The following is a 24050-nucleotide window of genomic DNA, read 5'->3' on the forward strand; positions in this document are numbered from 1 at the left end:
GTGGCTCCTGTCTCAGCCGCCTGCGGCCAGCTCGCGTTCGAGCACCTTGGGGTTGTCGCGCCAGCGCTCCAACCACTCCTGCGCCACGTCGCCGGGGTAGACGTCTTCCACGCCGTCGCGCAGCGCCTTCACGATGGCATTGGCCAGCGCGGTAGGTGCGAGCTTGGGCGGCGGCGTGTGCTGGTTCCATTCGTCGTCGATGGGGCCCGGGAACACGTTGATCACGCGGATGCCGGCCGGCCGCATCTCTGCGCGCAGGCACTGCGCAAGCGAATGCGCCGCCGCCTTCGAGGCGCTGAAGGTGCCGTGCGGCGGGAAATTGCTCAGCGCATAGATCGACAACAGGTTGACCCATGCCGTAGCGCCCGTCACGCCATCGGCCGAACGGCCCTTGAGCGCAGGCCCGAACTCCTGCGCCAGCCGCAGCAGGCCGAAGTAGTTGATGTCCATCTCGGCCTTGGCCACGTCGGTGCCGCGCCGCGCGCCTATGCCGAAGGTGCGGTGCACCTCGGCGTTGTTGATCACGATGTCGACCTTGCCGCCGATGGAACCCGCAAGCTCCGTCACCTGGCGGCCATTGGTCAGGTCCAGCGGCACCAGCGTGACCTGCGGCAGCGCAGAGATGTCGTCCAGCCCGTCGCCCATCTTCTTCCAGGGCTCGGCATGGCCGACCCAGACGATGTCGGCACCGGCCTTCACCAGCGCACGCACGATGGACTGGCCGGTCTCGGTCTTGCCGTCGGTCACCAGCACCTTGCGGAATTTGGGGTCGCTGGTCATTTCGCGCAGCATCTTGTCGTCGGCCATGTGGGGACTCCCTTCATTCGGAAAACCAATGAGAACGGCCTGGCCCGCGCGGTCGAGCCGGGCGCCGACACGAACGCGTTGCGGCGCGTCGCCGACTTCGCCATGCAGATGGACCATGAGCGTGGGGCCGGCATCCAGGTGCACCAGGCCCAGCCGCCAGGGCAGCCGCTCGCGAAAGAACAGGTCGTTGCTGTGATGCAGCGTGGTGCTGCCGAGCAGCTCACCCTCGCCGCTCTGCTCGCGCCAGCGCAACGCGGCCGACAGGCACTTGTGGCAGACCTCGCGCGGCGGGTACTGCACCGTGCCGCAGTCCTCGCAGGCCTGCAGCTCGAAGCGGCCTTCGGCGGCAGCGGCCGTAAGGCCGAGCGCCACTCGGCCACGCGCGCCGGGCGGCAGGTTCATCTGCCGGGTGCGCAGCACCGGGTTCTTGCGCGGGGGGCGCATCAGGGGCATGGTCATAGCGCCTCCGCCGGGCCGCCCCAAGGCAGGCGCGCGGCCCCCTCGGGGGGCAGTGCAGCCGCGAAGCGGCAAACGTGGGGGTAAATCATGCCGGTCTCCCGAGGATGACGGCGCCTGTGCAAAGGCAGCGGTCGTAGGTCACCATGCCGAAGCCGGCGACGAGGCCCAACCGGGCATCGGGCACGGTGCGCGCGCCGGCTTCACCGGTCAACTGGCGGATCGCCTCGACCATGCCGAGGAAGCCGCCCGCCGCGCCGGCCTGCCCGGCCGACAGCTGCCCGCCGCTCGTGTTGTTCGGAAAGCTGCCGTCGAAGGTCATGGTGTTGGCCTGTACGAAGGCCGGGCCCTCGCCCTTCTCGCAGAAGCCCAGGTCTTCGAACTGCATCATCACGATGACGGGGTAGTCGTCGTAGGTCTGCACGAAGTCGAGTTCCGCTGGCTGGATGCCGGCCTGTGCGTACAGGTCGTCGCGGTCCTTGCGCCAGCCGCCCTGCACCATCACCGGGTCTTCGGCGTAGGCGTTGTGGCGTTCGATGGCACCGCGGATGACGACGTGCGCCAGGCCCAGGTCGCGTGCGCGCTCCTCGCTCATCACCAGGAAGGCATCGGCGCCCGCGCAGGGCATCACGCAGTCGAACAGGTGGATCGGATCGGAGATGGGCCGCGCGGCCATGTACTCGTCGAGCGCCAGGCCCTTCTTGAACATCGCGTTCGGGTTGCCCAGCGCGTTGGTTCGCTGGTCGACGCAGATGCGGCCGAAGTCTTCGCGCTTCGCGCCGTAGGTGCGCATGTAATTGGCGGTGATGAACGCGAAGATCGAGTTCGGGCCGCCCGAGCCATACGGGTAGCTCGCGTCGCGCGCGAAGTTGCTGAAGCTGCCGAGCGTCTGGCGGAAGGAGTCGACATGGTTGGTGTCAGCGCCCACGCAGGCCACGATCTCGGCATCGCCCGCCTGCACCGCACGCGCGGCACGGCGCAGGCACATCACGCCCGATGCACCGCCGGTGGGCACATGGTCGAGCCAGCGCGGCGACATGCCCAGGTGCTGCGTGACGCCCACGGCCGTGTCGGGCGCGAGCGAGAAGCTGCTGAGGCACAGGCCGTCGATCTGCTCTTTTGGCACGCCGCTGGCCTTTACCAGCGCCTCGATGGCCTGCCCGATGAACCAGTGCGCGGTGCGCGTGGAGTAGCGCACATAGGGCACGGTGATGGGCACCGCGACCGCGACGCCTTCGTAGGAGAGCCGTCGTTTCGTGGTCATGGCTGCCTTTTCTTCATGGCGCGCGTGTCGATGCAATGGCCCTGGGCAGGCAGCGACTGCGCCATCTCGCGCAACTGGCCGCGCTGGATCTTCTGCGAAGGCGTGAGCGGCAACGCATCGACGAAGGCGACGTAGCCGGGTGCCTTGTAGTAGGCAAGCTGTGCCAGCGCATGCTCGACGATGCTGGCGGCGATCTGCGTGCGCTGCGCGGCGTCGACGTCTTCCCGCACCACGATGCAGGCCAGCACTTCATCGCCGCGCACCGCGTCGGGCGTGGCGGCCACGGCCGATGCCTTCACTGCCGGATGCTGGTTGAGCACGCTCTCGACCTCGACGGCGGAGATGTTCTCGCCGCTGCGGCGGATCACGTTCTTCTTGCGGTCGACGAAGAAGAAATTGCCTTCAGCGTCGCGGCGCACCAGGTCGCCGGTGTGGAACCAGCCGTCGGCCCAGGCTTCGCGCGTGGCCTCTTCGTCCTTCAGGTAGCCGGAGAAGAAATAGCGCTTTGGGTCGGTGCCGGCGGAACGCACCAGCAGTTCGCCCGGTGCATCGACGCCGACGTCGCTGCCGTCCTCGCCCACGAGGCGGATCTCGACGAAATCTTCCTGCCGCCCGAAGCAGCTGGTGCCCACGAGGCGCGGCTCGCGGTTGGCCATGATGCAGGCGGCCGCGCCGGTCTCGGTCATTGCCCAGGCCTCGACCAACGGGAAACCGAAGCGCTCCTCGAAGGGCACATGGTTCTTGCGGTCCACGCCCGCGCCGAAGCCCCAGCGGATGGCATGGTCACGGTCGGCCGGCGATGCGGGCGCGGACAGCAGCATGGCCGGCATCACGCCCAGGTAATGCACGATGGTCGCGCCACTTTCCTTCGCGCTGGCCAGCCAGGTCTTCGGATGGAAGCGGTCGAGCTGCACCAGGCAACCGCCAGCGACCAGCACCACCATGGTGGAGAAGGCCATCGCGTTCATGTGGTTCAGCGGCAGCGGCGTGATCACGCGCTCCGTGTCGGGCCGGATGCCGCACACGCCGTCGAGCGCGGCGTACCACTCGCCAGCGCGCAGGAAGTAGGCATTGCTCAGGATGCAGCCCTTGGGGCGGCCCGTGGTTCCCGATGTGTAGAGCAGGCCGCATTCGGTGTCTGTGCCGATGGGCTCATGGGCGCGCGGGGCGGCGGTCTTAGCTGGCGGCACTGTGTCTTCAGGCCCCATCGTCTCGAATTCGACACCCGCCTGCGCCGCTGCCGCACGCAGGTCGGCGGCGCGGCCCGGCAGCGTCACGGCCAGCCCGATCTCGCTGTGGCCGATCAGGTAGACCAGTTCGGCGGAACGCATCTCTGCGTTGATGGGCACCACGCTCACGCCCAGTGCGTTCAGCGCGAGCCAGTGAAAGATGAAGGCCGGCCGGTTCTCAAGCAGCAGGCCGACGCGGTGGCCGTGCCCGTAGCCGGCTTGCGCATAGGCCGCGCGCAGGCGCTCGATCTGTGCGGCAGCCTCGCCCCAACGAATAGCGCCTGCCTCGATGCCATAGGCGGCGGCAGTTACCGATTCGGTGAACAGGAACTCGGCCTGCGGCGTGCGCGCCGCGGTGGCCGCAAAGACTTGATGGACGGTGTCGTGTGGCATCGCGTCCCTAGATGAAGAGTTGCACGGCCGGCAGCGCCGCGTCGCAATTGAGCAGGTTCACGCGCTTGAGCGTCATGCGCAGTGCGCCGTCCTGCACCGCGAGGTGATGGAAGAAGGTGCCGACATAGAACTGCAGTTCGTCGCCCTGCGATTCGGTGTAGTGGAATGCGGTACGCACCACAAAGCGATTGGCTTCAGCATCGAACTGCTCGACCACCGGCACCTGCAGCAGGTGGTGGCAGCGGCTCTGCGGCTGCTGCGAAAAGGCGCGCGGGCTCTTCAGGCGCTCGATGCGCAAGTCGCGCAGCAGCTTGTCTTCGTAGAGATGCGATGTGTGGTTTAGGCCGTCTTCCTGGTCGGGCACCAGCGGAATCCAGTAGAAGGCGTCGTCGGTGAAGAGCGCGTTCCACTCCTCGTAGCGACGCGTGTCGAGCAGGTGCGCTTCGTTCACGACGAAGTCGATCAGGTCCTGGCGGGTGACTTCGGTGCCGGCCATTACATGGTCTCCGTCATGCGTTGCACCCAGCTTCGGTACTGGTTACGCATGGGCAGCTCGTTGGTGCCGCCGGTGGTGATCTCGCCGCCCTTCAGCTCCGACGGGTCGTAGTCGCGGTGCAGGCTCACCCACTCGTTGCCGCTCGCATGCAGCCCTGCCTGCATGCCACGGTAGGCCTGCAGGTCGTCATGGCCCACCACCGAGAACGGCGAATTGATGAGCCGGTTGTACATGGTGGTGCGCTGCAGCAGTTCGGGCGGTGCGCCCTTGAGGCGGAAGGTCCAGCTCTCGATCAGCGTCTTGTCGGCGGAGATCGGCTTCACCACGCGGATCGCCTGGATCGCGCCCTTGATCGTGAGGTTCGGGTAGTACACGGTGTTGTGCCGCGCCATGCCCAGGATCTGCGCCGTCTTCTCCTCGCCGTAGCGCGCCTTCATGGCGTCGTCGTACGCGGGAATCGCCTTGTACTTGCTGTGGATGCTGAAGTGCACGCCCGTGAAGCTGTGGCCGTTGTCGTAGGTGCGGATGCCCATGTCCTCGAAGAACTTGTAGTCGGACATGAAGGGCACGAACTGCTCCACCGCCATGGGCTTGGGCTCGTCTTCGGGCTTGTCGGCCCACATGCGCTTGGCGGTGCCGGCCGAAGACTCGTGCGCCACCATCGGGTGCATGGTGTCGTTGAGGTTCTCGACGAACATCTTCCAGTTGCACTGGTGCATGAAGCGCAGGCAGCCGCCCGCGATTTCGAGTTCGCCTTCTGGCGAGCGGTCGGCCATGTTGTCGATGGAGCTCAGCGAGTCGCCGAAGTATTCGTCGAAGTCGGGGCCCGCGTCGTTGATCTTCACGAAGATGAAGCCGCGATGGCTGCGCACATGCTTCACCGTGGTGAGGCCCTTGCCCGATTCGCATTCGTGCAGTTGCGTGTGCTCGTAGCCCGTCTTCAGCGGAATCGCGAGCGGCGCGCCGTCCGTCTTGAAAGTCCAGGCGTGGTACGGGCAGCGGAAAAACTTGCCGGTATTGCCGCACGCACCGTTGACCAGCCGCGAGCCTTTGTGTGCGCAGCGGTTCATCATCACGCGCACGCTGCCGTCGGAGTGGCGCACCACGATCAGCGGGCGGCCCGCGATCTCGTTGCTGATCCAGTCGCCGGGCTTGGGCAGTTGGCTTTCATGGCCGACGTAGTTCCAGGTGTTGGCGAAGAAGTGCTCCTGCTCCAGCTCGAACAGTTCCTGGCTGGTGTACAGGTCGCGGTGCACCCGGTCGTGCTGCACCAGTGCACGGACGGCATCGGGGTTGTCTCGGTACGAGGTCATGGTTTCTTGGGCTCCTGGCTTCAGATGTCCAGCACCAGCCGCGCACCCTTGGCGCGCGAGATGCAGATCTGCATGACGTTGCCTTCCGCCTTCTCGCGGGCGGTGAGCACGTAGTCGCGGTGTTCGATCTCGCCTTCGAGCACGGGTACGGCGCACACGCCGCATTCGCCACGCTTGCAGTCGAACATCGGGTCGCAGCCGTGCTCGATCAGGCAGTCGAGGATGCTCTGGTCGGCCGGCACGGTGAAGCGCTGGCCCGACTGCGCAAGTTCCACTTCGAAGGGCTGGTCACCCTCTTCGGCGACAGGCTCGGTGAAGAGTTCGAAGTGCACGCGGTCGTGTTCCCAGCCGCGCGCCTGGGTGCGCTCGAGCACGGCGTCGAGCATGACCTTGGGGCCGCAGACGTAGAGCCGGTCGCCGGCGGGAACGCCGTCGAGCACTGCATCGATGCCGAGCGGCGCACCGGCCTCCGCATCGGCGTGCACGTGCAGGTCGTCGCCCAGCAGCGCCTGCAGTTCGGGCAGGAAGGCCATCAGCTCGCGGCTGCGGCCGGCGTAATGCATGCACACGGCGGCACCTTCGGCGCGGCGGCGGGCGGCCATGGTGGCGAGCGGCGTCACGCCGATGCCGCCGGCTACCAGCACGGTGCCACCGGGGCCGGTGTGCAGCGGGAAGTCGTTCTTGGGCGCCTCGATGGCGAGGGCGTCGCCCTCTTTCAACTGCTCGTGCATGAAGCGGGAGCCGCCTCGGCCTTCGGCTTCCTTGCGCACGGCGATCACGTATTCCGCAGGCGCGTTGGTGGCGTTGCGTGCCGTATCGAAATTGATGAGCGAATAGTGGCGCCAGTCGGTCTTGCCGTCGGGCAGCGACACCTGCACGCGGATGTGGGCACCGGCCGAGAAGCCGGGCAGCGCGCGGCCGTCTTCGGCGCGCAGGCGCAGCATGCGGATCAGCGGATTCAACGCCCGCGCCTCGACGACGCGCAGTGAAAGGGTGGCTGAGGGTGCGGTCATCTTCGTTGTCTCTTCAGGCCAGTGCGTGCTGCGCCAGCGCGGCCTGCAGCTTGTGGCCGTGTTCGTCGGCCAGCGCCGCGTCGCGCAGTTCGCGCAGCGTGGCTGGCGCCAGCGCGGTGCCGGCACGCTCGACGGCGCGCATCACGGTGTCGTAGTTGCGGATGCCGCGCTCGTGCGTGTCGCTGTAGCCCTTGACTAGGCGCTGGCACTGGGCCAGCTCCACGGCCAGTTCGGGGCTGCGCTGCGCGGTCGCGGCGATGCGTTGCAGCCATTCCTCGATGCGGCGGTTTTCCTCGGCATAGCGCATGGTGGACAGGCGCCAGCGCCTGCATGCCGCCACCATGCGCAGCATGAGGTAGCCGCGCAGCGAACTCGTCTGGATCACCCGGCCGTGCTGGGTGAAGCGCTCGACGAGCTTCTTGGGCAGCGTCGAATTCATGAGCCAGCGGCCGATGCCGCCGGGCAGCGTCTCGCAGATTTCCTGCAGCCGCGGGTGCATGTATTCGTTGATGGCGAGCACCTGGCCGGGCTGCACGCTTGCCTCGCCGCGCACGCGCTCGAAGCGGGTGGCGCGGGTCTTCAGGGCTGCAACGCGGGCGGTGTCTTCGTAGGACATCCAGAGCGCGAGGTGGCGCGCAGTTTCGCGCAGCAGGCAATGGTCATCGTTGCCGGGCAGCGCGGCAACGGCTGCCATGCGGTCGAGGTACAGGTTGGCATAGGCCGGGTCCTGGTAGTCGATGAGGCGACGCACGCCTTCGAGCAGGAAGTCTTGCGCCTGCAAGGGGAAATCGCGTTGTACCCGCTCGACCAATGCCCGCACGGCCGGGTGGCGCGGCTGCGGTGCTAGCGCGGTGATCGGCACTCCCTTCGCAGGCTCCCCGTCGTCACCGTGCTGAGCGCGAGCAAACGCCGCGCCAAAGGCCTTGAGGCTGGGCTTCACGCCCACGCCGCCGCGCTCGATGGTCGCCTCGAACTGCGCGCGGCTGAACGGCAGCACGCCCGAGCCCGCGAGCGCGCCGAAGAGCACCGCGCTGATCACGCTGCCAGAAGCTTCGGCCGCCTGCGCCATATCGAAGCGGATGAAACGCTTGGCGGCCTTGGCCGTGTGTGCGAGCAGCTGATCGCTGTCGACGCGGCCATCGCCCAGCGCGCTCTTCTCCGCGATGGAGAAGACGCGATGCGTGGAGGCAATCAACGTGGTGCGGTCACCCGTGACAAGGCCGCGCTGCACGGCGCGCCCTGCCTCCATGAGCTCCGACGCCAGCACCACGTCGACGTCGCCCGGCAGCGGCATCAGCGCCAGCACAGGTCGCCCACCGTCGGCCTCGGCCTGCGCCACGGGATACAGCTCGACGTAGTAGATGGTCGCGCCGGTGCGCTGGGCCACGCCCGGCACCGACGTGGTCTGGGCGACGTAGCCGTTGGCTTCGCCCATGTCGACGATCCAGTCGGCCAGCACGCCGCCGCCCTCCCCGCCCATGGCGAGGATGGCTATCTTGATGGGGCTCATGGCTCGCCCCCAGTCTTGCTCACTTCGTGTAGCCGCCAACCCCCTACCGAGGGCGATACCAGCGGCACGGCAAAGCCGGTTCCGCGGTATCCCTGGCCATTTCCCGATGTCTTCCTATGTTGCATAGCGGAGCTTCGTTCAGAAGGCATAGGCTTCACGGCGGCGCGCCTCGCCGCGTTGCAGCCAGCCGATGACGGCAGCACGCACGCGCTCGCGCAGCACGTCCCAGCGGCTGGGGTTGCTCACGATCTGGGCCTTGTAGAACGACGGGCACAGCACCGCGGCATGCGAGACCTCGCCGCACACGCCGCAGCCCACGCAACTGTCGAGCACAGTCGCGACCGGGTCGGTACGCAACGGATCGGGGTTGGGCTTGATCGACAGCGACGGGCAGCCCGACAAGCGAATGCAGGAGTGGTCGCCGGTGCAGGTGTCGGAATCGACGCCGAACTTCTCGCGCACCATGCGCTTGCCGTCGGCGATGGCCTTGCGAACAAGCGGCTTCTCGCGGCGTTGTTTGTTGAGCATGCACTCCGACTGGGCGATCAGGACCTTGGGGCCCTTCTTCGTCGTGGTGAGTGCGTCTTTCAGCGCATCGCGCATGCCTGCCACGTCGTAGGTGCGGCGCAGCGTCTTGACCCACTCCACGCCCACGCCGCGCACGGCACGCTCGATCTCATGGCCGGTGCTGCGCGTCTTGTTGACGGCATGCGAGGAGAGGATGTCCTGCCCGCCCGTGGCCGAGGTGTAGTTGTTCTCGACGACGATGGTGAGGTTGTCGCTCTTGTTGAAGACGGCGTTGGCCACGCCGCTGGTGAGGCCGTTGTGCCAGAAGCCGCCGTCGCCCATCATCGAGATCGCGCGCTTGCCGGCGGGCGCATTGAGCGCCGCGGCACCCGCGCCGCCCAGGCCGTAGCCCATGGTGGTGTTGCCGATGTTGAAGGGCGGCAGGATGGAGAACAGGTGGCAGCCGATGTCGGCGCTCACGTGGTGCGCTCCGAGTTCGCGCTCCACCAGCTTCATCGCGCTGAAGATCGGGCGTTCGGGGCAACCGGTGCAGAAGCCCGGCGGACGGGCATGCACCACGTCGCCGAGCGCGGTCGATGGCTGCACGGGCTCGGGCGCGGCATCGACACCGATGGCGGCGACTTCCTTCAGCGGAATCACCTTGCGCACCGGCACAGGCACCGGCAGCGGCGCCAGGCGCTCGTAGCGTTCGCAGAAGCTGCGCGCGCCCCTGAGCAATTCGGCGGCGGTGTATTCACCGGCCACCGGCAGCATGTCCTTGCCGTGCAGCGCGGTGGTCGATCCGGCCTGGCGCAGGATGGTCGCGAGGTTCTGCTCGACGAAGTTGGGCTGCCCCTCTTCCACGATCATCACCGCGCGCTTGCCTTTGCAGAAGCGGATCACCTCGCTCTCGATGACCGGGTAGGCCACGTTCATCACGTAGAGCGGCACCTGCGTGTTGCCGTACACATCGGCCAGGCCCAGCCGCTCGAGTGCGCGCAGCAGCGTGTTGTAGCTGCCGCCCTGGACGATGATGCCGATGTCGTCGGCGTCTTCCGAGAAGAACTCGTTGAGCTTGCGCTCTTCGATGAAACGCACGGCGGCGGGCCAGCGGTCCTTCACCTTCTCTTGTTCGTGCACGAAGCTCGCTGGCGGCAGCACGATGCGGCCGACGTCGCGCTGCGGATTCTCCAGCGCGTCTTTCAGCGTGAACTTCGCGCGCTTGTTGTCGCCGGCCACGAAGTGCCCGTGCACATGGCAGGCACGGATGCGCAGCTGGAGCATCACGGGCGTGTTGCTGGCCTCCGACAGATCGAAGCCCTGCTTCACCGCGTCGACGATGCTCGGCAGGTTGGGACGCGGGTCGAGCAGCCAGATCTGCGACTTCATCGCGAAGGCATGGCTGCGCTCCTGCATGATCGACGAGCCTTCGCCGTAGTCCTCGCCCACGATGATGAGCGCTCCACCGGTCACACCGCCGGAGGCGAGGTTGGCCAGAGCATCGGACGCCACGTTGGTGCCGACGGTGGCCTTGAAGGTGACTGCGCCACGCAGCGGGTAGTTGACGGAGGCGGCCAGCGTGGCGGCTGCAGTGGCTTCGCTCGCGCTGTTCTCGAAGCGGATGCCGTGGTCGGCCAGGATGTCCTGCGCGTCGGCCAGCACGTCCATCAGGTGGGAGATCGGCGCGCCCTGGTAGCCCGCCACATAGGAAACCCCGGATTCGAGCAGGGCCTTGGTGACGGCCAGAATGCCCTCTCCACGGAACACCTCTCCGCCAGAAAGCCGCAGCTTCTTGACTTCTTCGACGAACGAACGCTCAGCCATGTGGGTCCTTGTTCTCTATCGTGGGAGGATGGGCATCAATTGCCACATCACGCTTTCTATAATGTTGACAAATGAATGTATCCACAATCATGAATTACCCTAGACATGCAAGCTGCGTGCCCGCGGCGACCGTGAGGTGCCTTCATGGCTGAAGAACAACCCGTCGAGTCCCACCGCTTCGTCGACGACTACCTGCCCGCGCTGCTGGCGCAGGCCAGCCAGCTGATCTCTTCGGAGTTCCACGAGGTGGCGCGGCAGCAGGGCTTCTCCGTGTCGGAATGGCGAGTGATGGCGTCCCTTGCTGGCAGCGAGCCGCTCAGCATCGGCCAGCTCGCGCAGGTGACCGTCACCAAGCAGCCGACGGTGACGCGGCTGCTGGACCGCATGGAATCGCGCGGACAGGTCGAGCGCCTGCCCCATGAAAGTGATCGCCGCATCACGCTGGTGCGCATCACGCGCAAGGGGCTGAAGGCGGTCGAGCACCTGATGGAACTGGCGCGCGACCACGAGCGGCGCGTGCTGGAGCCCTTCGGCCTGCGCCGTGCCGAGGAACTCAAGCAGACACTGCGGCAGATGATCGAGCTGCACGTGCACGTACCCGTCGAAGGGCCAGAGGAAGACTGAAGGATCGAGGCGCGCCTCTTCAACGGCTCAGAGGCGAGGCACGAGAACAGCCCGTCCGCGGTGGCCCCGCTGCGCGATCCAGTCCAGCGCGAGGGCCGCGTCCGCCAGTGCGAACGGCTGCACGTCGAGATGCAGGCGGCCATCGGCGAGCCTTGCCAGCAGTTCAGGTGCGGCGGCACGGCCCGCTGCTTCACGCCGGAACATGTTCAGAGGCAACAGCGCAACATCGCGTTGCAGGAAGTGAGCGATGTCCAGTTGCAGCGTCGGGCCGGCGGTGTAGCCGACCAGCACGGCGCGCCCGCCCGGCCGCACGCACGGCAGGACTTTCGCGAGGACATCGCCACCGACGGTATCGATCAGCAGGTCCGCACTGGCCACGGGCGGCGAGTCTGCATCCGGCATCACCGCTGCAACGGCGCATCCTGCATCGCGCGCAAGCTGCATCACGAGCGACCCCACGGCGCCGCTCGCGCCTGTCACCAACACTCGTTCTCCGGCTTGCAGCTTCGCGACTTCGTGCAACGCCACCCAGGCCGAAGTCGTCGGCGAGAAGAATGCAGCGCCCAGCGTCATCGGCACTTCGTCCGGCAATGGTCCGAGCGCTTCGTCGGGCGCATCGATGCGTTCGCACCACGTGCCGTCGAAAAGCGTGCCGAGGCCGCTGCCGCGTAGCCACACGCGCTGGCCGACCTGGTAGCACCCGCTCGCGACGACGATGCCCGCCGCCTCGACACCGGGCGTATACGGCAAAGGCGGATGCCGCAGGAAGCTGCCGCGCCACACCGTGCGGTCGATGTGGCCGACTGTTGCGGCCTCCATCTGCACGAGAGTGCGACCGGGCCTCGCGACAGGGTCGGCCACTTCCTCCAGAACCGGCACTGCGTCGAAGCCGTGGATGCGAACAGCCTTCATGGCAGCGCGGAGAGAAATTCGAGCACCGTGCGCGCAAAGGCCTCGGGCATCTGGTCGGGCAGCGGCACCATGCCGCCTTCGATATCGACGATGCGGGCCTGCGGCAGATGGTGCTGCAGTTCCGCCGCATGCGGCGCGGCAAAGGGATCGTCGGTGGCGCGCACGATCAGCGCGGGCTGCGCGATGCGGCCGATGCGGTCTTCCATGCGATACGAAGCCACGGCGCGATGGCCTTCTTCGACACGATGGCCGACCTTCAATGCATCGAGCACGAAGGCCTCGAGCAGATCGGCCCGCCCCGCCGGATAGAAGCCCTGGCGCTTCTGCCACAGCGCGGCGAGATGGGTGCCGTCTTCGCTGGGCGCGACTTCGTCGATGGGCGGGCGCTGCGCACGCGCACGCCGGAACGGCTCGTCGGTATAGGGCGTCGAAGACAGCACGAGACTGCGAACACGATCAGGGAACGCCGCCGCAAGCTCGACCGCCACGACACCGCCCGTGTGATGGCCGACCACATCGGCCTGCGCGACGCCCAGCGCATCGAGCAGCTCGCAGGCGACGCGCGCCCATTGCTCGATGCTCGCCGGCACGCCGCCATCCGAGGAATCGCCGAAGCCGGCCGTGTCCATCGCGATAGCGTGCCGATGCGCCCCCACCAGCGGCAGCACCGCGCGGTACTCGGCCCAGCTGCGCGGCGACTGGTGCAGCAGCAGAACGGCGCGCGCATCGGGTTCGCCGCATGCCGCGTAGTGCACCTGCCCCACCGACAGGTCTGCGAAGGCGCGGCGGATGGTGGTCATGACAGCGTCTCGTCGGCAGGTGCGCGCCACAGGCCCGCATGCCGCAGTTCACCAAGCGTGCGCGACAGCACGTCGCGACGGTAGGCACCGATGTCGCGGCCTTCGTAGTCGTAGAAGCCGCTGCCGCTCTTCAGCCCCAGCCGCCCTTCCTCGACCATGCGGCCGACGATGGCCGGTGCGGTGTAGCGGCCCTTGTCGAGCGAGGCCGACATCTCGCGGCTCGCGTGGTGCAGGATGTCGCAGCCACCGAAGTCGATGAACTCGACCACGCCCAGCGCGGCGAAGCGCAAGCCCAGGCCGTAGCGCGTGGCCTTGTCGATCTCTTCGGCTGTGGCAGCGCCCTCTTCGATCATGCGCGCGGCCTCGTTCATCACCAGGGCCTGCAGGCGCGGCACGATGTAGCCGGGCGACGCACCGCAGACCACGGGCAGCTTGCCGATCTGCTCCATCAGCGCCTTGGTGCGCGCGAGCACGGCGGCATCGGTGCCGGGGTGGCAGCTCAGCTCCACCACCGGGATCACATAGGCCGGGTTGAGCCAATGCATGTTGAGGAAGCGCTCTGGCAGCCGCACGAACGCGGCCAGCTGCGTCACGAGGATGCTGCTGGTGGTCGAGGTGAGGATGGCATCGTCGCGGCAATGCCGGTTGATGTGCTCGAAGGCCTCGCGCTTGGCCTCCATGGTTTCGGGCACGCCCTCGAACACGAGTTCGGCGCCGGCCAGCGCGCGCGGGGCAGACGCGGCGTCGACGAAATCCACGCGGGCGGCAATGCGCTCGATCTGCGAAGCGTCGATCACGCCGAGCTGCGCCAGGCCCGAGAGGCTGGCTTCGATCTCGGCCTTCGCTTCGTCGCGCAGGCGCTGCCAGGCCTCGTTGCTGCGCTGGCGCAGGTCGATCAGCGAGATGCGGTGGCCGGCATAGGCGAAAGCGATCGCGATGCCGCGCCCCATGCGGCCTGCGCCGACGGCGGCGAATCGGGGCGGCGCGGCGTCATTCGCCATCGTGCAGCCTCTGCTTGAGCTGCGTCGCGCTCAGGCCGGCAAGGCCCAGGCTCTCGAAAGTGCGCGGGCCTTTGCGCAAGTCATGGCCGAGGAAGCCGCCGACGATGGCCAGCAGCCCGTGCGCAATGGGCGCATCCACACCCGCATGGCGCGCCGCCGAGGCCAGGAAGGCCAAGCCGAGCTCCGTGTCTTCGGTGATGTAGCGGTGCGTGTGCAGGTCGATGTTCTCGCGCCAGTCGCCCGACTTGACCAGTTGCTTGTGCGCATCGCCGTACATCCAGCGGTCGTTGTTGTAGTGGTCGGCCAGCGGATAGTGCGGCGCGCCCTGCCCGAAGGCTTCGCGCACGGCGATGCGTTCCTGGTCGAGCCGGTCGGTCACGTCGCGCACCGCGCGCTGCGTGCCTTCGTTGTGGATGTCCCAGCGCTCGAAGTGCTGCAGCGGCGCGGCGTTCATCACCATCAGCGGCGGATGGATGACGGGGCCGGCATTCATGAGCGCGCCCGAGAGCGCATCGCCACAGCCATGCACCGACGGGTAGGCGCGGCGGATCACCTCGATGGCCTGCGCCTCCATGCGGGCCGGATAGACGCCCGTGGGCAGCCGGATCGCGCGGATGGTGACGTTGACCTCGCGCTCACCGTGCTTGCGCGCCAAGTAGGGCAAGGTGCCGGTCTCGGCCCAGGCGACGTCGGCATGGCTGCCGGCCTCTTTCACCGCTCGTGCCATCACGTAACTGCCGAAGGTGCCCGGCGGCAGGAACACCACCTGCCCGTCGGCCAGGTGCGGAGCCATCGCGAGCGCGATGTCGTGCTGGGCGATGGCGGGCGTGGGGATGACGATGAGTTCGGCGTCCTGCAGCGCCGCGCCGATGTCGGCAGTGGCGAGCGTGATCGGCACTTCGCGCACGCCTTCGGCGTCTTTCAGCGTGATCGCTCCGGCGCGGACGACGGGTTCCAGCGCCGCGGCGTCGCGGCGCCACAGGCGCACCTCGTGGCCGGTTTCAGACAGGTCGGCGGCGGCCGCATAGGCGCCGTGACCACCCCCAAGAATCGCAATTTTCATGTTGAAAGTCGAAAAGCAGGTGTCGATGAACCGGCGGCCGCAGGACGGACCCGGGGAAGCAATGCGTTATTACATTACTTTTCATCGATTCAGGTGTCAATCAAATTCGACGACACCGGGCTGCTCGGAAACCCGAAATGAAAAAGCCCGCGTTCGTGAGAAGCGCGGGCTTTCTTGGAGAGACGGCCATCAGGCCGCTCGGCAAGCGGGATCAGCGGGATCAGCGGGTGGGCTTGAACGCGCGCTTTTGCGCGTCGCGGGGCACGAACACCTTGCCCGGGCCGCCGTGGCCGGCGCCATTGCCGCGGGGCGCAAAGCCCTCGCGCGGTGCGAAACCTTCGCGGGGAGCGAAGTCGCCACGGCCACCGCCGTTGCCGCCGCGCGGGGCGCTGTCGCCCCAGCCCGGCTTGCGGCCATAACCGCCGCCGCCGTTGCCTTCGTCACGGCCGCCGCCGAAACCGGCGTTCTGGCCGCCGAAGCCGCCGGTACGCGGTCCAGGAGCGCGCGAACCGCGGTCGTTGAAGCCGCTGGCACCGGCGTAGTTGCTGTTGCCGCCGCCAAAGCCGCCGGCATTGCCACCGCGATGGCCGCCACCGCCGCCACCGAACTTGCGGTCGCGCGAATGGTTGTCACCACGGCCGCGGCCGCCGAAGTCGCCTTGCGGGCGGGATTGCGGCATGCGCTGCTGCGGCTCCATGCCCGGCACCACTTCCGCCTTGAACTGCTGGCGGCTGTATTGCTCGATGTCCATGATCTTGCGGCGATCGCGGAACTCGGCAAACGTGATGGCCAGGCCATCGCGGCCGGCACGGCCGGTACGGCCGATACGGTGGGTGTAGTCCTCGGCCTTCATCGGCAGGCCGAAGTTGAAGACGTGGGTGATGGTCGGCACGTCGATGCCGCGGGCGGCAACGTCGGTGGCCACCAGGATCTGGACCTGGCCTTGGCGCAGCGCCATCAGGCGGCGGTTGCGCAGGCCCTGGCTCAGGGCGCCGTGCAGCGCCACGGCGCTGAAGCCGTCTTGCTGCAGGTCGTTGGCGAGGCCGTCGCACTCGACCTGCGTGCTCGCGAACACGATGGCCTGGTTGATGCTGGTGTCGCGCAGCCAGTGGTCGAGCAGCTTGCGCTTGTGCTGGGCGTTGTCGGCCCAGAACAGCACCTGCTTGATGTTGGCGTGCTTTTCCTGCGGACTGTCGATGGTCACGCGCTGCGGTTCGCGCATCACGCGAGTGGCCAGTTGCTGGATGCGCGGCGCGAAGGTGGCGCTGAACATCATGGTCTGCTGGCGCTCGATGGTGAGCTGGTTGACTTCCGCCAGGTCGTCGGCAAAGCCGAGGTCGAGCATGCGGTCGGCTTCGTCGACCACCAGGAACTTGACCTGGTCGAGCTTGATCTGCATCGAGCGCTGCAGGTCGAGCAGGCGACCCGGCGTGGCGACGACGAGGTCGGCGTTCTGCAGGCGGGCGATCTGGAGCTGGTAGGGCATGCCGCCCACCACGTTGGCGATGCGCAGGCCGCGGCAGTGGCGAACCAACTCGATGGCGTCATGCGCGACCTGTTGCGCGAGTTCGCGCGTCGGGCACAGGATGAGGGCGCCGGGGGTGGCGGCCTTGAAATGACGGGCGTTGGTCGGGTCCTTGCGCTTCGGCTTCTTCGGCACGGTTTCACCGCGGGCGGCGGCTTCGGCGGCCTGGCGCTGGAATTCGGCCTTGGCTTCGGCTTCGGCTTCGGCCTGGCGCTTGATCAGCGTGTGCAGCACGGGCAGCAGGAAGGCGGCGGTCTTGCCCGAGCCGGTCTGGCTGGACACCATCAGGTCGACGAAGCGCGCCGATTGGGCGGTACCGGCCTGCTCGCCCATGGCGATCGGGATGACCTTTTCCTGGACGGTGGTGGGCTGGGTGAATCCCATGTCGGCCACGGCGGCGATCAGTTCGGGCGCGAGGCCCAGCTTGATGAAGCCGTTGGGCTTGGCGGGCTCTTCGGCCACGGCCGCTTCGGGAGCGGCGGCGTCGAGCGCCTCGAGGATGGGAGCCTCGGAAACGGTGTCCACGACAGCGGTGAACTCGTTGTTGGTAGCGGATTGCACAGGCGCGAAGTCGCCCTGCGCTTCAAAAGCGTCGGTCATGTATATCAATCTCAAACGCGAGCGCTGCCGTGGGCGGCGCCCCGTTGGTGGTTAAAAACATCAACCATCCAACGACATTCAGCTTCAGGCTTTCGCCTGGGGCTGCGGCCCTTTTTGATCAGCGGATGCGATCGGGCGCGGTGTGCAAGATAGGGAGATGCAAGAGACGCTGGCCGGGCTTGAAACACATGGCCCGATCAGCGAAGCCCGCAATTATGGCACGAATCCGGGTTTTTACCTAATCGAAATCAATCTGCCAAACGCAGGAAGGTTTCGCGGTAGTGCGCCAGTTCCTCGATGGACTCGTGCACGTCGGCCAGCGCGGTATGCGCCTGCTGCTTCTTGAAGCTGCTGTAGGCCGTGGGCTTCCAGCGCTTGGCCAGTTCCTTCAGCGTGCTGACGTCGAGGTTGCGGTAGTGGAAATATGCCTCGAGCTTGGGCATGTACTTGACCAGGAAGCGCCGGTCCTGCCCGATGGTGTTGCCGCACATGGGCGAGCCGCTTCGCGGGATGTACTTGGCGATGAACTCCAGCAGTTGCTGCTCGGCGGCTGCCTCGTCGAGCGTCGAGGCCTTGACCTTGTCGATCAGGCCGCTGCGGCCATGGGTGCCCTTGTTCCAGGCGTCCATGCCGTCGAGCACGGCGTCGCTCTGGTGGATGACGAGCACGGGGCCGTCGATGCGGGGCGTGAGATCGGGGCCGGTGACGACCACCGCGATTTCGAGCAGGCGCTCTTTCTCGGGGTCGAGGCCGCTCATTTCGCAGTCGAGCCAGACCAGGTTCTGGTCGCTTTTCTTGAGGGTGGGCACGGCGGCCGGGGGCGTCGGGTCAAGGGATTCGGGCATCGCAGGATTGTCGTCGAAGGTCTGCGCCCCAAGATAGCGAGGGCTAAACTCGCCGCTCCTATGTCCTATTCGCTCATCTTCACCATTGCTTTCGCGGTCGCGCTGGTTGCGGGGCTCCTCGTGAAGTTCTGGCTCGCCTCCCGGCAGGTGCGCCATGTGGCGCAGCATCGCGGCACCGTGCCGGCCGCTTTCGCGCAAACCATCACCCTCGCCGCCCACCAGAAGGCGGCCGACTACACCATCGCCAAGGCGCGCTTCGGCTTGATCGAAATGGCCTGGGGCACCGCCCTGCTGCTCGGCTGGACGCTGCTCGGCGGGCTCGACATGCTCAACAAGCTGCTGCTGGCCTGGATCGGCGGCGGCATGGTGCAGCAACTGGCGCTGCTGGCGGCATTCGCGGCCATCGGCGGGCTGCTGGAGCTGCCTTTCACGCTCTGGCAGACCTTCCGGCTCGAAGAGCGATTCGGCTTCAACAAGATGACCTGGAAGCTCTGGCTGGCCGACACGGTCAAGTCGACGCTGCTGGGCACGGTGATCGGGCTGCCGATTGCGGCGCTCATTCTCTGGCTCATGGGCGCCGCGGGCCAGCTGTGGTGGCTCTGGGCCTGGGGTGCGTGGATGGGCTTCAACCTGCTGCTGATGCTGATCTACCCGACCTTCATCGCCCCGCTGTTCAACAAGTTCAAGCCGCTCGACGACCCCACGCTGAAGGCGCGTGTCACTGCCCTCATGAAGCGCTGCGGCTTTGCCGCCAAGGGCCTGTTCGTGATGGACGGCAGCACGCGCAGCGCGCACGCCAACGCCTACTTCACCGGCTTCGGCGCCAGCAAGCGCGTGGTGTTCTACGACACGCTGCTGCGCCAGCTCAACGCGAGCGAGGTCGAGGCCGTGCTCGCGCATGAGCTCGGCCACTTCAAGCACCGTCATATCGTGAAGCGCCTGATCGCCATGTTTGCGCTGAGCCTGGCCGGTTTTGCGCTGCTGGGCTGGGTGTCGACGCAGGTCTGGTTCTACACCGGCCTGGGCGTGCAGCCCAACATGGCAGCGCCAAACAGCGCACTCGCGCTGCTGCTGTTCATGCTCGCCGTGCCTGTGTTCGGTTTCTTCGTGGCGCCGCTGCCAGCGCGCCTGTCGCGCAAGCACGAATTCGAGGCCGACGCCTACGCCGTGGCGCAGACCAGCGGTGCCGACCTGTCGGCCGCGCTGCTCAAGCTCTACCAGGACAACGCATCGACGCTCACGCCCGACCCGGTGTTCGTCAGCTTCTACTACTCGCACCCACCGGCCTCGGAGCGCCTTGCGCGCATGACGGCCGCCTGACCCCATCACCTCATTCAGAAGAAGCCTCCCATGAGCAGCATGTTCAAGCCCAAAGACTGGAAGAACCTTCCTCCCCGCAAGGGGCTGAGCGCCACCGAGATCGTCGCCGGCCTTGCGCGCCTGGACGGCTGGAAGCTCACCGGCGATGGCGCCGACGTCGCCATCGAGAAGACCTTCACCTTCGCCAACTACTTCGAGACCATCGCCTTCGTGAACGCGCTGGCCATGGTGGCGCATACGCAGGACCATCACCCCGACCTGTCGGTGCACTACAACCGCTGCGTGGTGCGCTTCAACACGCACGACGTGAGCGGACTGTCCGCCACAGACTTCGACTGCGCGCGCCAGGCCGACGCGCTGGTGGCCGCTCCGGCCGCCGCTGCCGCATGACGGTACCTGCCCTTGGCTAAGCCGGGCCGCCGCGCCGCGCCAGCAGCAGCCGCAACTGCTGCAAAGGCCCTCCAGGACGGCCTCGTCGTCGCCAGCCACGGGCGTCACTGCCTGGTCGAGACACCCACGGGCGAGCGGCTGATCTGCCATCCGCGCGGCAAGAAGAGCCAGGCCGTGGTTGGCGACCGCGTGCATTGGCAGGCCAGCGAAGACGAAGGCACGATCGAGCAGGTGCTACCGCGCCGCAACCTGTTCTACCGGCAGGACGAAATCCGCACCAAGTCGTTCGCGGCCAACCTCGACCAGGTGCTGATCCTGATCGCGGCCGAGCCGGAGTTTTCCGAACATCAGCTGGCCCGCGCGCTGATCGCGGCGGAAGCCGAGCGCATCGCGCCGATCATCGCGCTCAACAAGAGCGACCTGGTCGAGCCCTTCGAGCGCGCCTGGACCAAGCTGGCGCCCTACCGGCGCATGCACCACGGCGTACTGCCGCTGTCGCTGAAGGCATCTGGCGAAGCCGACTACGCCTCGCTGATGAAGCTGCTGTCGGGCAAGTCGACACTGGTGCTCGGTCCGTCGGGCTCGGGCAAGAGCACGCTGACCAATCTGCTTGTGCCGGGCGCGAGCGTGCTGACCCAGGAGATTTCTCAGGCGCTGAATTCGGGCAAGCACACGACCACCAGCACCACCTGGTACTGGATCGACGAAGCGCGCACCACCGGCCTGATCGACTCGCCGGGCTTCCAGGAATTCGGCCTGAACCACATCGCGCCGATGCAGCTCGCGGGGCTCATGCCCGACATTGCCGAGCACGCGAACGACTGCAAGTTCTACAACTGCACCCATCTGCACGAGCCGGGCTGCGGCGTGATCGCGAATGTCGCCTCGGCCGATGGGCAAGGCGCCATCAGCGCGAGCCGCTACAAGATCTATGGCGAACTGTTCGCCGAACTGAGCCAGAAGCGGTACTGAAACCGCCCCTCAGTTGACCCAGGTCCGGTACGAATTCCAGGTCGGGTCGAAAGCCAGGTCGAGCGTCACCGGCAGCTCCGAGTTCTCCTGGATGGATTGCGCATGCGCAATTGCCGCCTCAGGGTGCGCCACATGGAAGTTGATGGTGCGCACGCCCTCCTCCAGCACGACGTGCGTGCAGCAGCCGTCCTCGTGCGTCTGCAGCAGTGCCGTCAGCTGGTCGCCGAAGAGGCGCGCTTCTTCCAGCTCCTCGCCAGACTCCACCGGCACCGCGGCCGAGAGCCGGTGGCACAGGTCGGCGCGCCCCACCAGCGCGGCGGCGGAGTCGTTGCGCATCACGATCAGCTCGACCTCGCCGCCGTCCTCCGTGTCGCGTGTGGCGCTCAGTGCGGACCATGCATGTTCGCCCACTGGAAACAAGCCGGTGTGACCGAGTTCCTCGCGCCAGCAGCTGTCGAAAAGCGGCACGAAATCATCGAGCGGCACGCCGTCGAAAGAAGCCTGCTCGCCGGCCTCGACATAGTCGACCGGACCGACCTTGATGGCCGTGTCGTACTCGCCCAGGATGTGGTCGAGCATGATCAGGCTCATGTGGCGGGCGTGGTCCTGCATGTCCATGGGGATGGGCTTGGCAAAGCCGATCTCCAGCGCCACCAGACCCTTGTAGCGCTCGTGCTTCACCAGCACGTCCGCGCTCGATAGCTCGAAGTCGTCCATGCGGATGCTGAAGCCCTTGCCCATGCGCTGCCGGAAGGCCTCGACCTCCACCTGAGGCAGCGCGGGGGCGCTCTGCACCAGCACCATCACGTCGTCGAAGTCTTCCACCGATCCATGCGCCGTGACCACGAGCGTGAATGCGGGCGAATCACCCGCCACCTCCACGGCAAGCTTCGGAAAGGAGGGCTCCAGCAGCCCGTTCAGGGCCTCCATCAGCTCACGGCCAGGCAATGCGCGCAGGCTCTCGAGCTGGCCGCTCACGGCTTGCCAGAAGCTGGCGCAGGCTGTCGAGCGCGGGTCGGTGTCGAGGGTCGGCATCGCCGGGGCTTCCTTCATGGCGCGGGGGTGTGGAGGATGTCTTGCAGATGTTGGACGAGCAGGCTGCACTGCTCGCGCGTGCCGATGCTGATGCGCAGGTATTGCGCGATCCGCTGCTGCCTGAAATGCCGTACCAGCACCGCGCGCTCGCGCAGCAGCGCGGCCAACTCGGCCGCATCGCGCTGCGGATGGCGCACGAAGACGAAATTGGCCTGCGAAGGCAGCACTTCGAAGCCCAGGTCTTCGAGCTGCAGCGTGAGGCCTTCGCGGGTGTCGATCACCTTGTCGCAGGCGGTGCGGAACGCGGCCTCGTCCTCGAGCGACGCCACCGCGCCGGCCAACGCGAGCCGGTCGATCGGGTACGAATTGAAGCTGTCCTTCACGCGCACCAGCCCGTCGATCAGATGCGACTGGCCGCATGCGAAACCGACGCGCAGGCCGGCCAGCGAGCGCGACTTGGAGAGCGTCTGCACCACAAGCAGGTTCGGATACTTGCCGACCAGCGACAGCGCGCTCTCGCCGCCGAAATCGACATAGGCCTCGTCGACAAGCACCACGCGGTCAGGGCACGCCTGCAGCAATTGCTCGATGCGCGAGAGCGGCAGGCCGATGCCCGTGGGCGCGTTCGGGTTGGCGATGACGATGCCGCCACAGCCCTTGCGGGCACGCGCCGCGAGCGCGTCGATGTCGATTCGCAAACCCTCGTCGACCGGCTGCAGCTCGCAGGCGATGCCGTAAATCTGCGCATAGACCTTGTAGAAGCTGTAGCTCACGTCGGGCATCAACAACGGCTCGGCTTGCTGGAAGAACGCGAAGAAGGCATGAGCCAGCACCTCGTCGGAGCCGTTGCCCGCGAACACCTGGTCGACGCGCAAGCCGTGGCGCCTCGCAACGGCCTCGCGCAGCGCCAGCGAGGTCGGGTCGGGGTAGAGCTCCAGGCCGTTCGTCGCGGCACGCTGGATGGCCTCGACGACGCCCTGCGAAGGTGGATACGGGTTCTCGTTGGTGTTGAGCTTGACGAGGTTCGCGATGCGCGGCTGCTCGCCGGGCACGTAGGGTTCGAGCGCGCCGATGCGCGGGCTCCAGAAAGCCAGTACTTGGGTGGTCATGAAGGGTTCCTCGCCAGCTCAGCCGAGCAGGCGCGCAAGCGTGAGCAGTGCCAGCAGCACCATCCACATCACGACCGAACGCCAGACCAGGCCGACGACGCTGCGCAGGTGGCCGGGCTCGGGCTCGCGCCCGGGCGTGCTGCCGCTGTCCGGCGCGCGGCCGTCGGCGATGGTGTCGCCGGCCTGGGCGCGCGACAGCGGGTCGAGCGTGGGAATGGGCCGCAGCGAGCCGCCACCGAGCCGCACGTTGACCGCGCCGGAGGTGGCAGCCAGGATCACGCCGTCGTTCTCGTTCGGAAAGCGCTGAGCGTCGTTGCGCCAGCAATCGATCGCTTCCTCGAAGCTGCCGACCACGGCGAAACCGAGCGCCGTGATGCGCGCGGGCAGCCAGTCGACCGCATGCCAGGCGCGGTCGGCCGCCTCTTGCACCGCGACGCTCGAAGGCTGCACCGCGGCGCCGTTCTTGTGGGCCCAGTAGCGCGACACGAACTCGCTCATGCGATAGAACACAGCACCGGCCGGCCCGAGCCCGATGGCCGCAATGATCGAAAACCACGCGAGCACGCCGAACACATGGCGGTGCGCGGCGATCACCGAATGCTCGATGACGTGGCGCACGATTTCGCTGCGCGGCAGGTCCGCCGCATCGACGCCCTGCCAGTGCGCGAGCAGCGAGCGCGCGAGCGGCTCATCGCCCTCGTCGAGCGCGTCGCGGATGTCGGTGAAATGGTGGCTGAACTGCCGGAAGCCCAGCGTGACGTAGAGCACCGCAATGCTCCAGAGCACCGCAAACGGCAGGCCCAGCGTAAGCACCAGCAGCCAGTGCACGCCCAGCGCGATGAGCGTGGGCACGAACACCGCAAGCCCCCATGCGATCCATCCGTGATGCGGTTTACCCGCGTCGAAGTTGCGGCTCGTCCAGCGGGTCCACGCCAGAACGCTGCCGTACACGGGGTTGTGCGGGCCCAGCGGCCGCACCTGCTCGATCAGCAGCGCGCACAGGATGGCAAAAAAGCTCATCCTTCGATGATAGCGATCCAGC

21 protein-coding genes are annotated in these 24050 nt (G+C 67.2%); 4 read left to right on the top strand and 17 right to left on the bottom strand.

The features are described from left to right. Positions 1-12: 12 nt before the first annotated feature. The 8 genes from ACWV14_RS23765 to ACWV14_RS23800 all read right to left on the bottom strand — a co-directional run bounded on the left by ACWV14_RS23765 (position 13) and on the right by ACWV14_RS23800 (position 10812). On the bottom strand, positions 13-1266 hold the full coding sequence (locus tag ACWV14_RS23765) for an SDR family NAD(P)-dependent oxidoreductase (protein WP_454904026.1): 1254 nt from the start codon (positions 1264-1266) through the stop codon (positions 13-15). An 85-nt stretch (positions 1267-1351) separates the two neighbouring features. Beyond that, entirely contained in the window at positions 1352-2527 is a 1176-nt protein-coding gene (locus tag ACWV14_RS23770; protein ID WP_454904028.1) for a thiolase family protein, read from the bottom strand. Continuing rightward, entirely contained in the window at positions 2524-4149 is a 1626-nt protein-coding gene (locus ACWV14_RS23775) for an AMP-binding protein (protein WP_454904030.1), read from the bottom strand. Before ACWV14_RS23775 ends, ACWV14_RS23770 begins: the two co-directional genes overlap by 4 nt. A 7-nt stretch (positions 4150-4156) precedes the next feature. Beyond that, a complete protein-coding gene (locus ACWV14_RS23780) occupies positions 4157-4645 on the bottom strand; it encodes an aromatic-ring-hydroxylating dioxygenase subunit beta (protein WP_454904031.1) in 489 nt (162 codons plus the stop codon). Continuing rightward, complete coding sequence (locus tag ACWV14_RS23785; protein WP_454904033.1) at positions 4645-5958, bottom strand: aromatic ring-hydroxylating dioxygenase subunit alpha; 1314 nt, start codon at positions 5956-5958, stop codon at positions 4645-4647. The genes ACWV14_RS23780 and ACWV14_RS23785 overlap by 1 nt, the downstream gene beginning before the upstream one ends. Before the next feature lie 20 nt (positions 5959-5978). Next, the gene (locus ACWV14_RS23790) at positions 5979-6971 is read right to left on the bottom strand and encodes a PDR/VanB family oxidoreductase (protein WP_454904034.1); all 993 of its coding nucleotides are present in this window, start codon (positions 6969-6971) and stop codon (positions 5979-5981) included. A gap of 13 nt (positions 6972-6984) precedes the next feature. After that, positions 6985-8520 carry an indolepyruvate oxidoreductase subunit beta family protein gene (locus tag ACWV14_RS23795; RefSeq protein ID WP_454904035.1) on the bottom strand — a complete coding sequence of 512 codons (1536 nt, stop codon included), beginning with the start codon at positions 8518-8520 and terminating at the stop codon, positions 6985-6987. A 99-nt stretch (positions 8521-8619) separates the two neighbouring features. Beyond that, a complete protein-coding gene (locus tag ACWV14_RS23800; protein WP_454904037.1) occupies positions 8620-10812 on the bottom strand; it encodes a thiamine pyrophosphate-dependent enzyme in 2193 nt (730 codons plus the stop codon). Between the two features lie 144 nt (positions 10813-10956). Here ACWV14_RS23800 and ACWV14_RS23805 point away from each other — a divergent pair, with 144 nt between their 5' ends. After that, positions 10957-11436, top strand: a complete 480-nt coding sequence (locus tag ACWV14_RS23805; RefSeq protein ID WP_454904039.1) for a MarR family winged helix-turn-helix transcriptional regulator — start codon at positions 10957-10959, stop codon at positions 11434-11436. Between the two features lie 27 nt (positions 11437-11463). Here the strand turns inward: ACWV14_RS23805 and ACWV14_RS23810 are convergent, their stop codons facing one another. The 6 genes from ACWV14_RS23810 to orn all read right to left on the bottom strand — a co-directional run bounded on the left by ACWV14_RS23810 (position 11464) and on the right by orn (position 18182). Continuing rightward, positions 11464-12348 (bottom strand): quinone oxidoreductase family protein, encoded by an 885-nt coding sequence (locus ACWV14_RS23810; RefSeq protein ID WP_454904041.1) that lies wholly within the window; start codon positions 12346-12348, stop codon positions 11464-11466. Continuing rightward, positions 12345-13148 carry an alpha/beta fold hydrolase gene (locus ACWV14_RS23815; protein WP_454904042.1) on the bottom strand — a complete coding sequence of 268 codons (804 nt, stop codon included), beginning with the start codon at positions 13146-13148 and terminating at the stop codon, positions 12345-12347. Before ACWV14_RS23815 ends, ACWV14_RS23810 begins: the two co-directional genes overlap by 4 nt. Next, the gene (locus tag ACWV14_RS23820) at positions 13145-14149 is read right to left on the bottom strand and encodes a 3-hydroxybutyryl-CoA dehydrogenase (protein WP_454904043.1); all 1005 of its coding nucleotides are present in this window, start codon (positions 14147-14149) and stop codon (positions 13145-13147) included. The genes ACWV14_RS23815 and ACWV14_RS23820 overlap by 4 nt, the downstream gene beginning before the upstream one ends. Continuing rightward, entirely contained in the window at positions 14139-15212 is a 1074-nt protein-coding gene (locus tag ACWV14_RS23825) for an NAD/NADP octopine/nopaline dehydrogenase family protein (RefSeq protein ID WP_454904045.1), read from the bottom strand. The genes ACWV14_RS23820 and ACWV14_RS23825 overlap by 11 nt, the downstream gene beginning before the upstream one ends. A 220-nt stretch (positions 15213-15432) precedes the next feature. Next, positions 15433-17337 (bottom strand): DEAD/DEAH box helicase, encoded by a 1905-nt coding sequence (locus ACWV14_RS23830; RefSeq protein ID WP_454904046.1) that lies wholly within the window; start codon positions 17335-17337, stop codon positions 15433-15435. 248 nt (positions 17338-17585) lie between these two features. After that, a complete protein-coding gene (gene orn, locus ACWV14_RS23835; protein WP_454904048.1) occupies positions 17586-18182 on the bottom strand; it encodes an oligoribonuclease in 597 nt (198 codons plus the stop codon). 60 nt (positions 18183-18242) lie between these two features. On the opposite strand from orn, the gene ACWV14_RS23840 reads away from it, so the two are divergent. The 3 genes from ACWV14_RS23840 to rsgA are packed head-to-tail and all read left to right on the top strand — an operon-like array spanning position 18243 to position 20864. Next, on the top strand, positions 18243-19502 hold the full coding sequence (locus ACWV14_RS23840) for a M48 family metallopeptidase (protein WP_454904049.1): 1260 nt from the start codon (positions 18243-18245) through the stop codon (positions 19500-19502). Between the two features lie 30 nt (positions 19503-19532). Further along, positions 19533-19892, top strand: a complete 360-nt coding sequence (locus ACWV14_RS23845) for a 4a-hydroxytetrahydrobiopterin dehydratase (RefSeq protein WP_454904050.1) — start codon at positions 19533-19535, stop codon at positions 19890-19892. Positions 19893-19904: 12 nt separating this feature from the next. Continuing rightward, a complete protein-coding gene (rsgA, locus tag ACWV14_RS23850; protein WP_454904051.1) occupies positions 19905-20864 on the top strand; it encodes a ribosome small subunit-dependent GTPase A in 960 nt (319 codons plus the stop codon). A 9-nt stretch (positions 20865-20873) separates the two neighbouring features. On the opposite strand, the gene ACWV14_RS23855 is transcribed toward rsgA, so the two are convergent. The 3 genes from ACWV14_RS23855 to ACWV14_RS23865 are packed head-to-tail and all read right to left on the bottom strand — an operon-like array spanning position 20874 to position 24028. Beyond that, the gene (locus ACWV14_RS23855) at positions 20874-21917 is read right to left on the bottom strand and encodes a hypothetical protein (protein WP_454904053.1); all 1044 of its coding nucleotides are present in this window, start codon (positions 21915-21917) and stop codon (positions 20874-20876) included. Continuing rightward, the gene (gene hisC, locus ACWV14_RS23860) at positions 21914-23008 is read right to left on the bottom strand and encodes a histidinol-phosphate transaminase (RefSeq protein ID WP_454904055.1); all 1095 of its coding nucleotides are present in this window, start codon (positions 23006-23008) and stop codon (positions 21914-21916) included. Before hisC ends, ACWV14_RS23855 begins: the two co-directional genes overlap by 4 nt. A gap of 18 nt (positions 23009-23026) precedes the next feature. Continuing rightward, on the bottom strand, positions 23027-24028 hold the full coding sequence (locus ACWV14_RS23865) for a CobD/CbiB family protein (protein ID WP_454904057.1): 1002 nt from the start codon (positions 24026-24028) through the stop codon (positions 23027-23029). Positions 24029-24050 lie beyond the last annotated feature (22 nt).

The sequence above is a fragment of the Variovorax durovernensis genome (genome assembly GCF_977011995.1).

Excerpts from the sequence above, each read along its gene's own strand:
- ACWV14_RS23765 (WP_454904026.1), bottom strand. The coding sequence starts at position 1,266 with ATGACCATGCCCCTGATGCGCCCCCCGCGCAAGAACCCGGTGCTGCGC.
- ACWV14_RS23770 (WP_454904028.1), bottom strand. The coding sequence starts at position 2,527 with ATGACCACGAAACGACGGCTCTCCTACGAAGGCGTCGCGGTCGCGGTG.
- ACWV14_RS23775 (WP_454904030.1), bottom strand. The coding sequence starts at position 4,149 with ATGCCACACGACACCGTCCATCAAGTCTTTGCGGCCACCGCGGCGCGC.
- ACWV14_RS23780 (WP_454904031.1), bottom strand. The coding sequence starts at position 4,645 with ATGGCCGGCACCGAAGTCACCCGCCAGGACCTGATCGACTTCGTCGTG.
- ACWV14_RS23785 (WP_454904033.1), bottom strand. The coding sequence starts at position 5,958 with ATGACCTCGTACCGAGACAACCCCGATGCCGTCCGTGCACTGGTGCAG.
- ACWV14_RS23790 (WP_454904034.1), bottom strand. The coding sequence starts at position 6,971 with ATGACCGCACCCTCAGCCACCCTTTCACTGCGCGTCGTCGAGGCGCGG.
- ACWV14_RS23800 (WP_454904037.1), bottom strand. The coding sequence starts at position 10,812 with ATGGCTGAGCGTTCGTTCGTCGAAGAAGTCAAGAAGCTGCGGCTTTCT.
- ACWV14_RS23805 (WP_454904039.1), top strand. The coding sequence starts at position 10,957 with ATGGCTGAAGAACAACCCGTCGAGTCCCACCGCTTCGTCGACGACTAC.
- ACWV14_RS23810 (WP_454904041.1), bottom strand. The coding sequence starts at position 12,348 with ATGAAGGCTGTTCGCATCCACGGCTTCGACGCAGTGCCGGTTCTGGAG.
- ACWV14_RS23815 (WP_454904042.1), bottom strand. The coding sequence starts at position 13,148 with ATGACCACCATCCGCCGCGCCTTCGCAGACCTGTCGGTGGGGCAGGTG.
- ACWV14_RS23820 (WP_454904043.1), bottom strand. The coding sequence starts at position 14,149 with ATGGCGAATGACGCCGCGCCGCCCCGATTCGCCGCCGTCGGCGCAGGC.
- ACWV14_RS23825 (WP_454904045.1), bottom strand. The coding sequence starts at position 15,212 with ATGAAAATTGCGATTCTTGGGGGTGGTCACGGCGCCTATGCGGCCGCC.
- ACWV14_RS23830 (WP_454904046.1), bottom strand. The coding sequence starts at position 17,337 with ATGACCGACGCTTTTGAAGCGCAGGGCGACTTCGCGCCTGTGCAATCC.
- orn (WP_454904048.1), bottom strand. The coding sequence starts at position 18,182 with ATGCCCGAATCCCTTGACCCGACGCCCCCGGCCGCCGTGCCCACCCTC.
- ACWV14_RS23840 (WP_454904049.1), top strand. The coding sequence starts at position 18,243 with ATGTCCTATTCGCTCATCTTCACCATTGCTTTCGCGGTCGCGCTGGTT.
- ACWV14_RS23845 (WP_454904050.1), top strand. The coding sequence starts at position 19,533 with ATGAGCAGCATGTTCAAGCCCAAAGACTGGAAGAACCTTCCTCCCCGC.
- ACWV14_RS23855 (WP_454904053.1), bottom strand. The coding sequence starts at position 21,917 with ATGAAGGAAGCCCCGGCGATGCCGACCCTCGACACCGACCCGCGCTCG.
- hisC (WP_454904055.1), bottom strand. The coding sequence starts at position 23,008 with ATGACCACCCAAGTACTGGCTTTCTGGAGCCCGCGCATCGGCGCGCTC.
- ACWV14_RS23865 (WP_454904057.1), bottom strand. The coding sequence starts at position 24,028 with ATGAGCTTTTTTGCCATCCTGTGCGCGCTGCTGATCGAGCAGGTGCGG.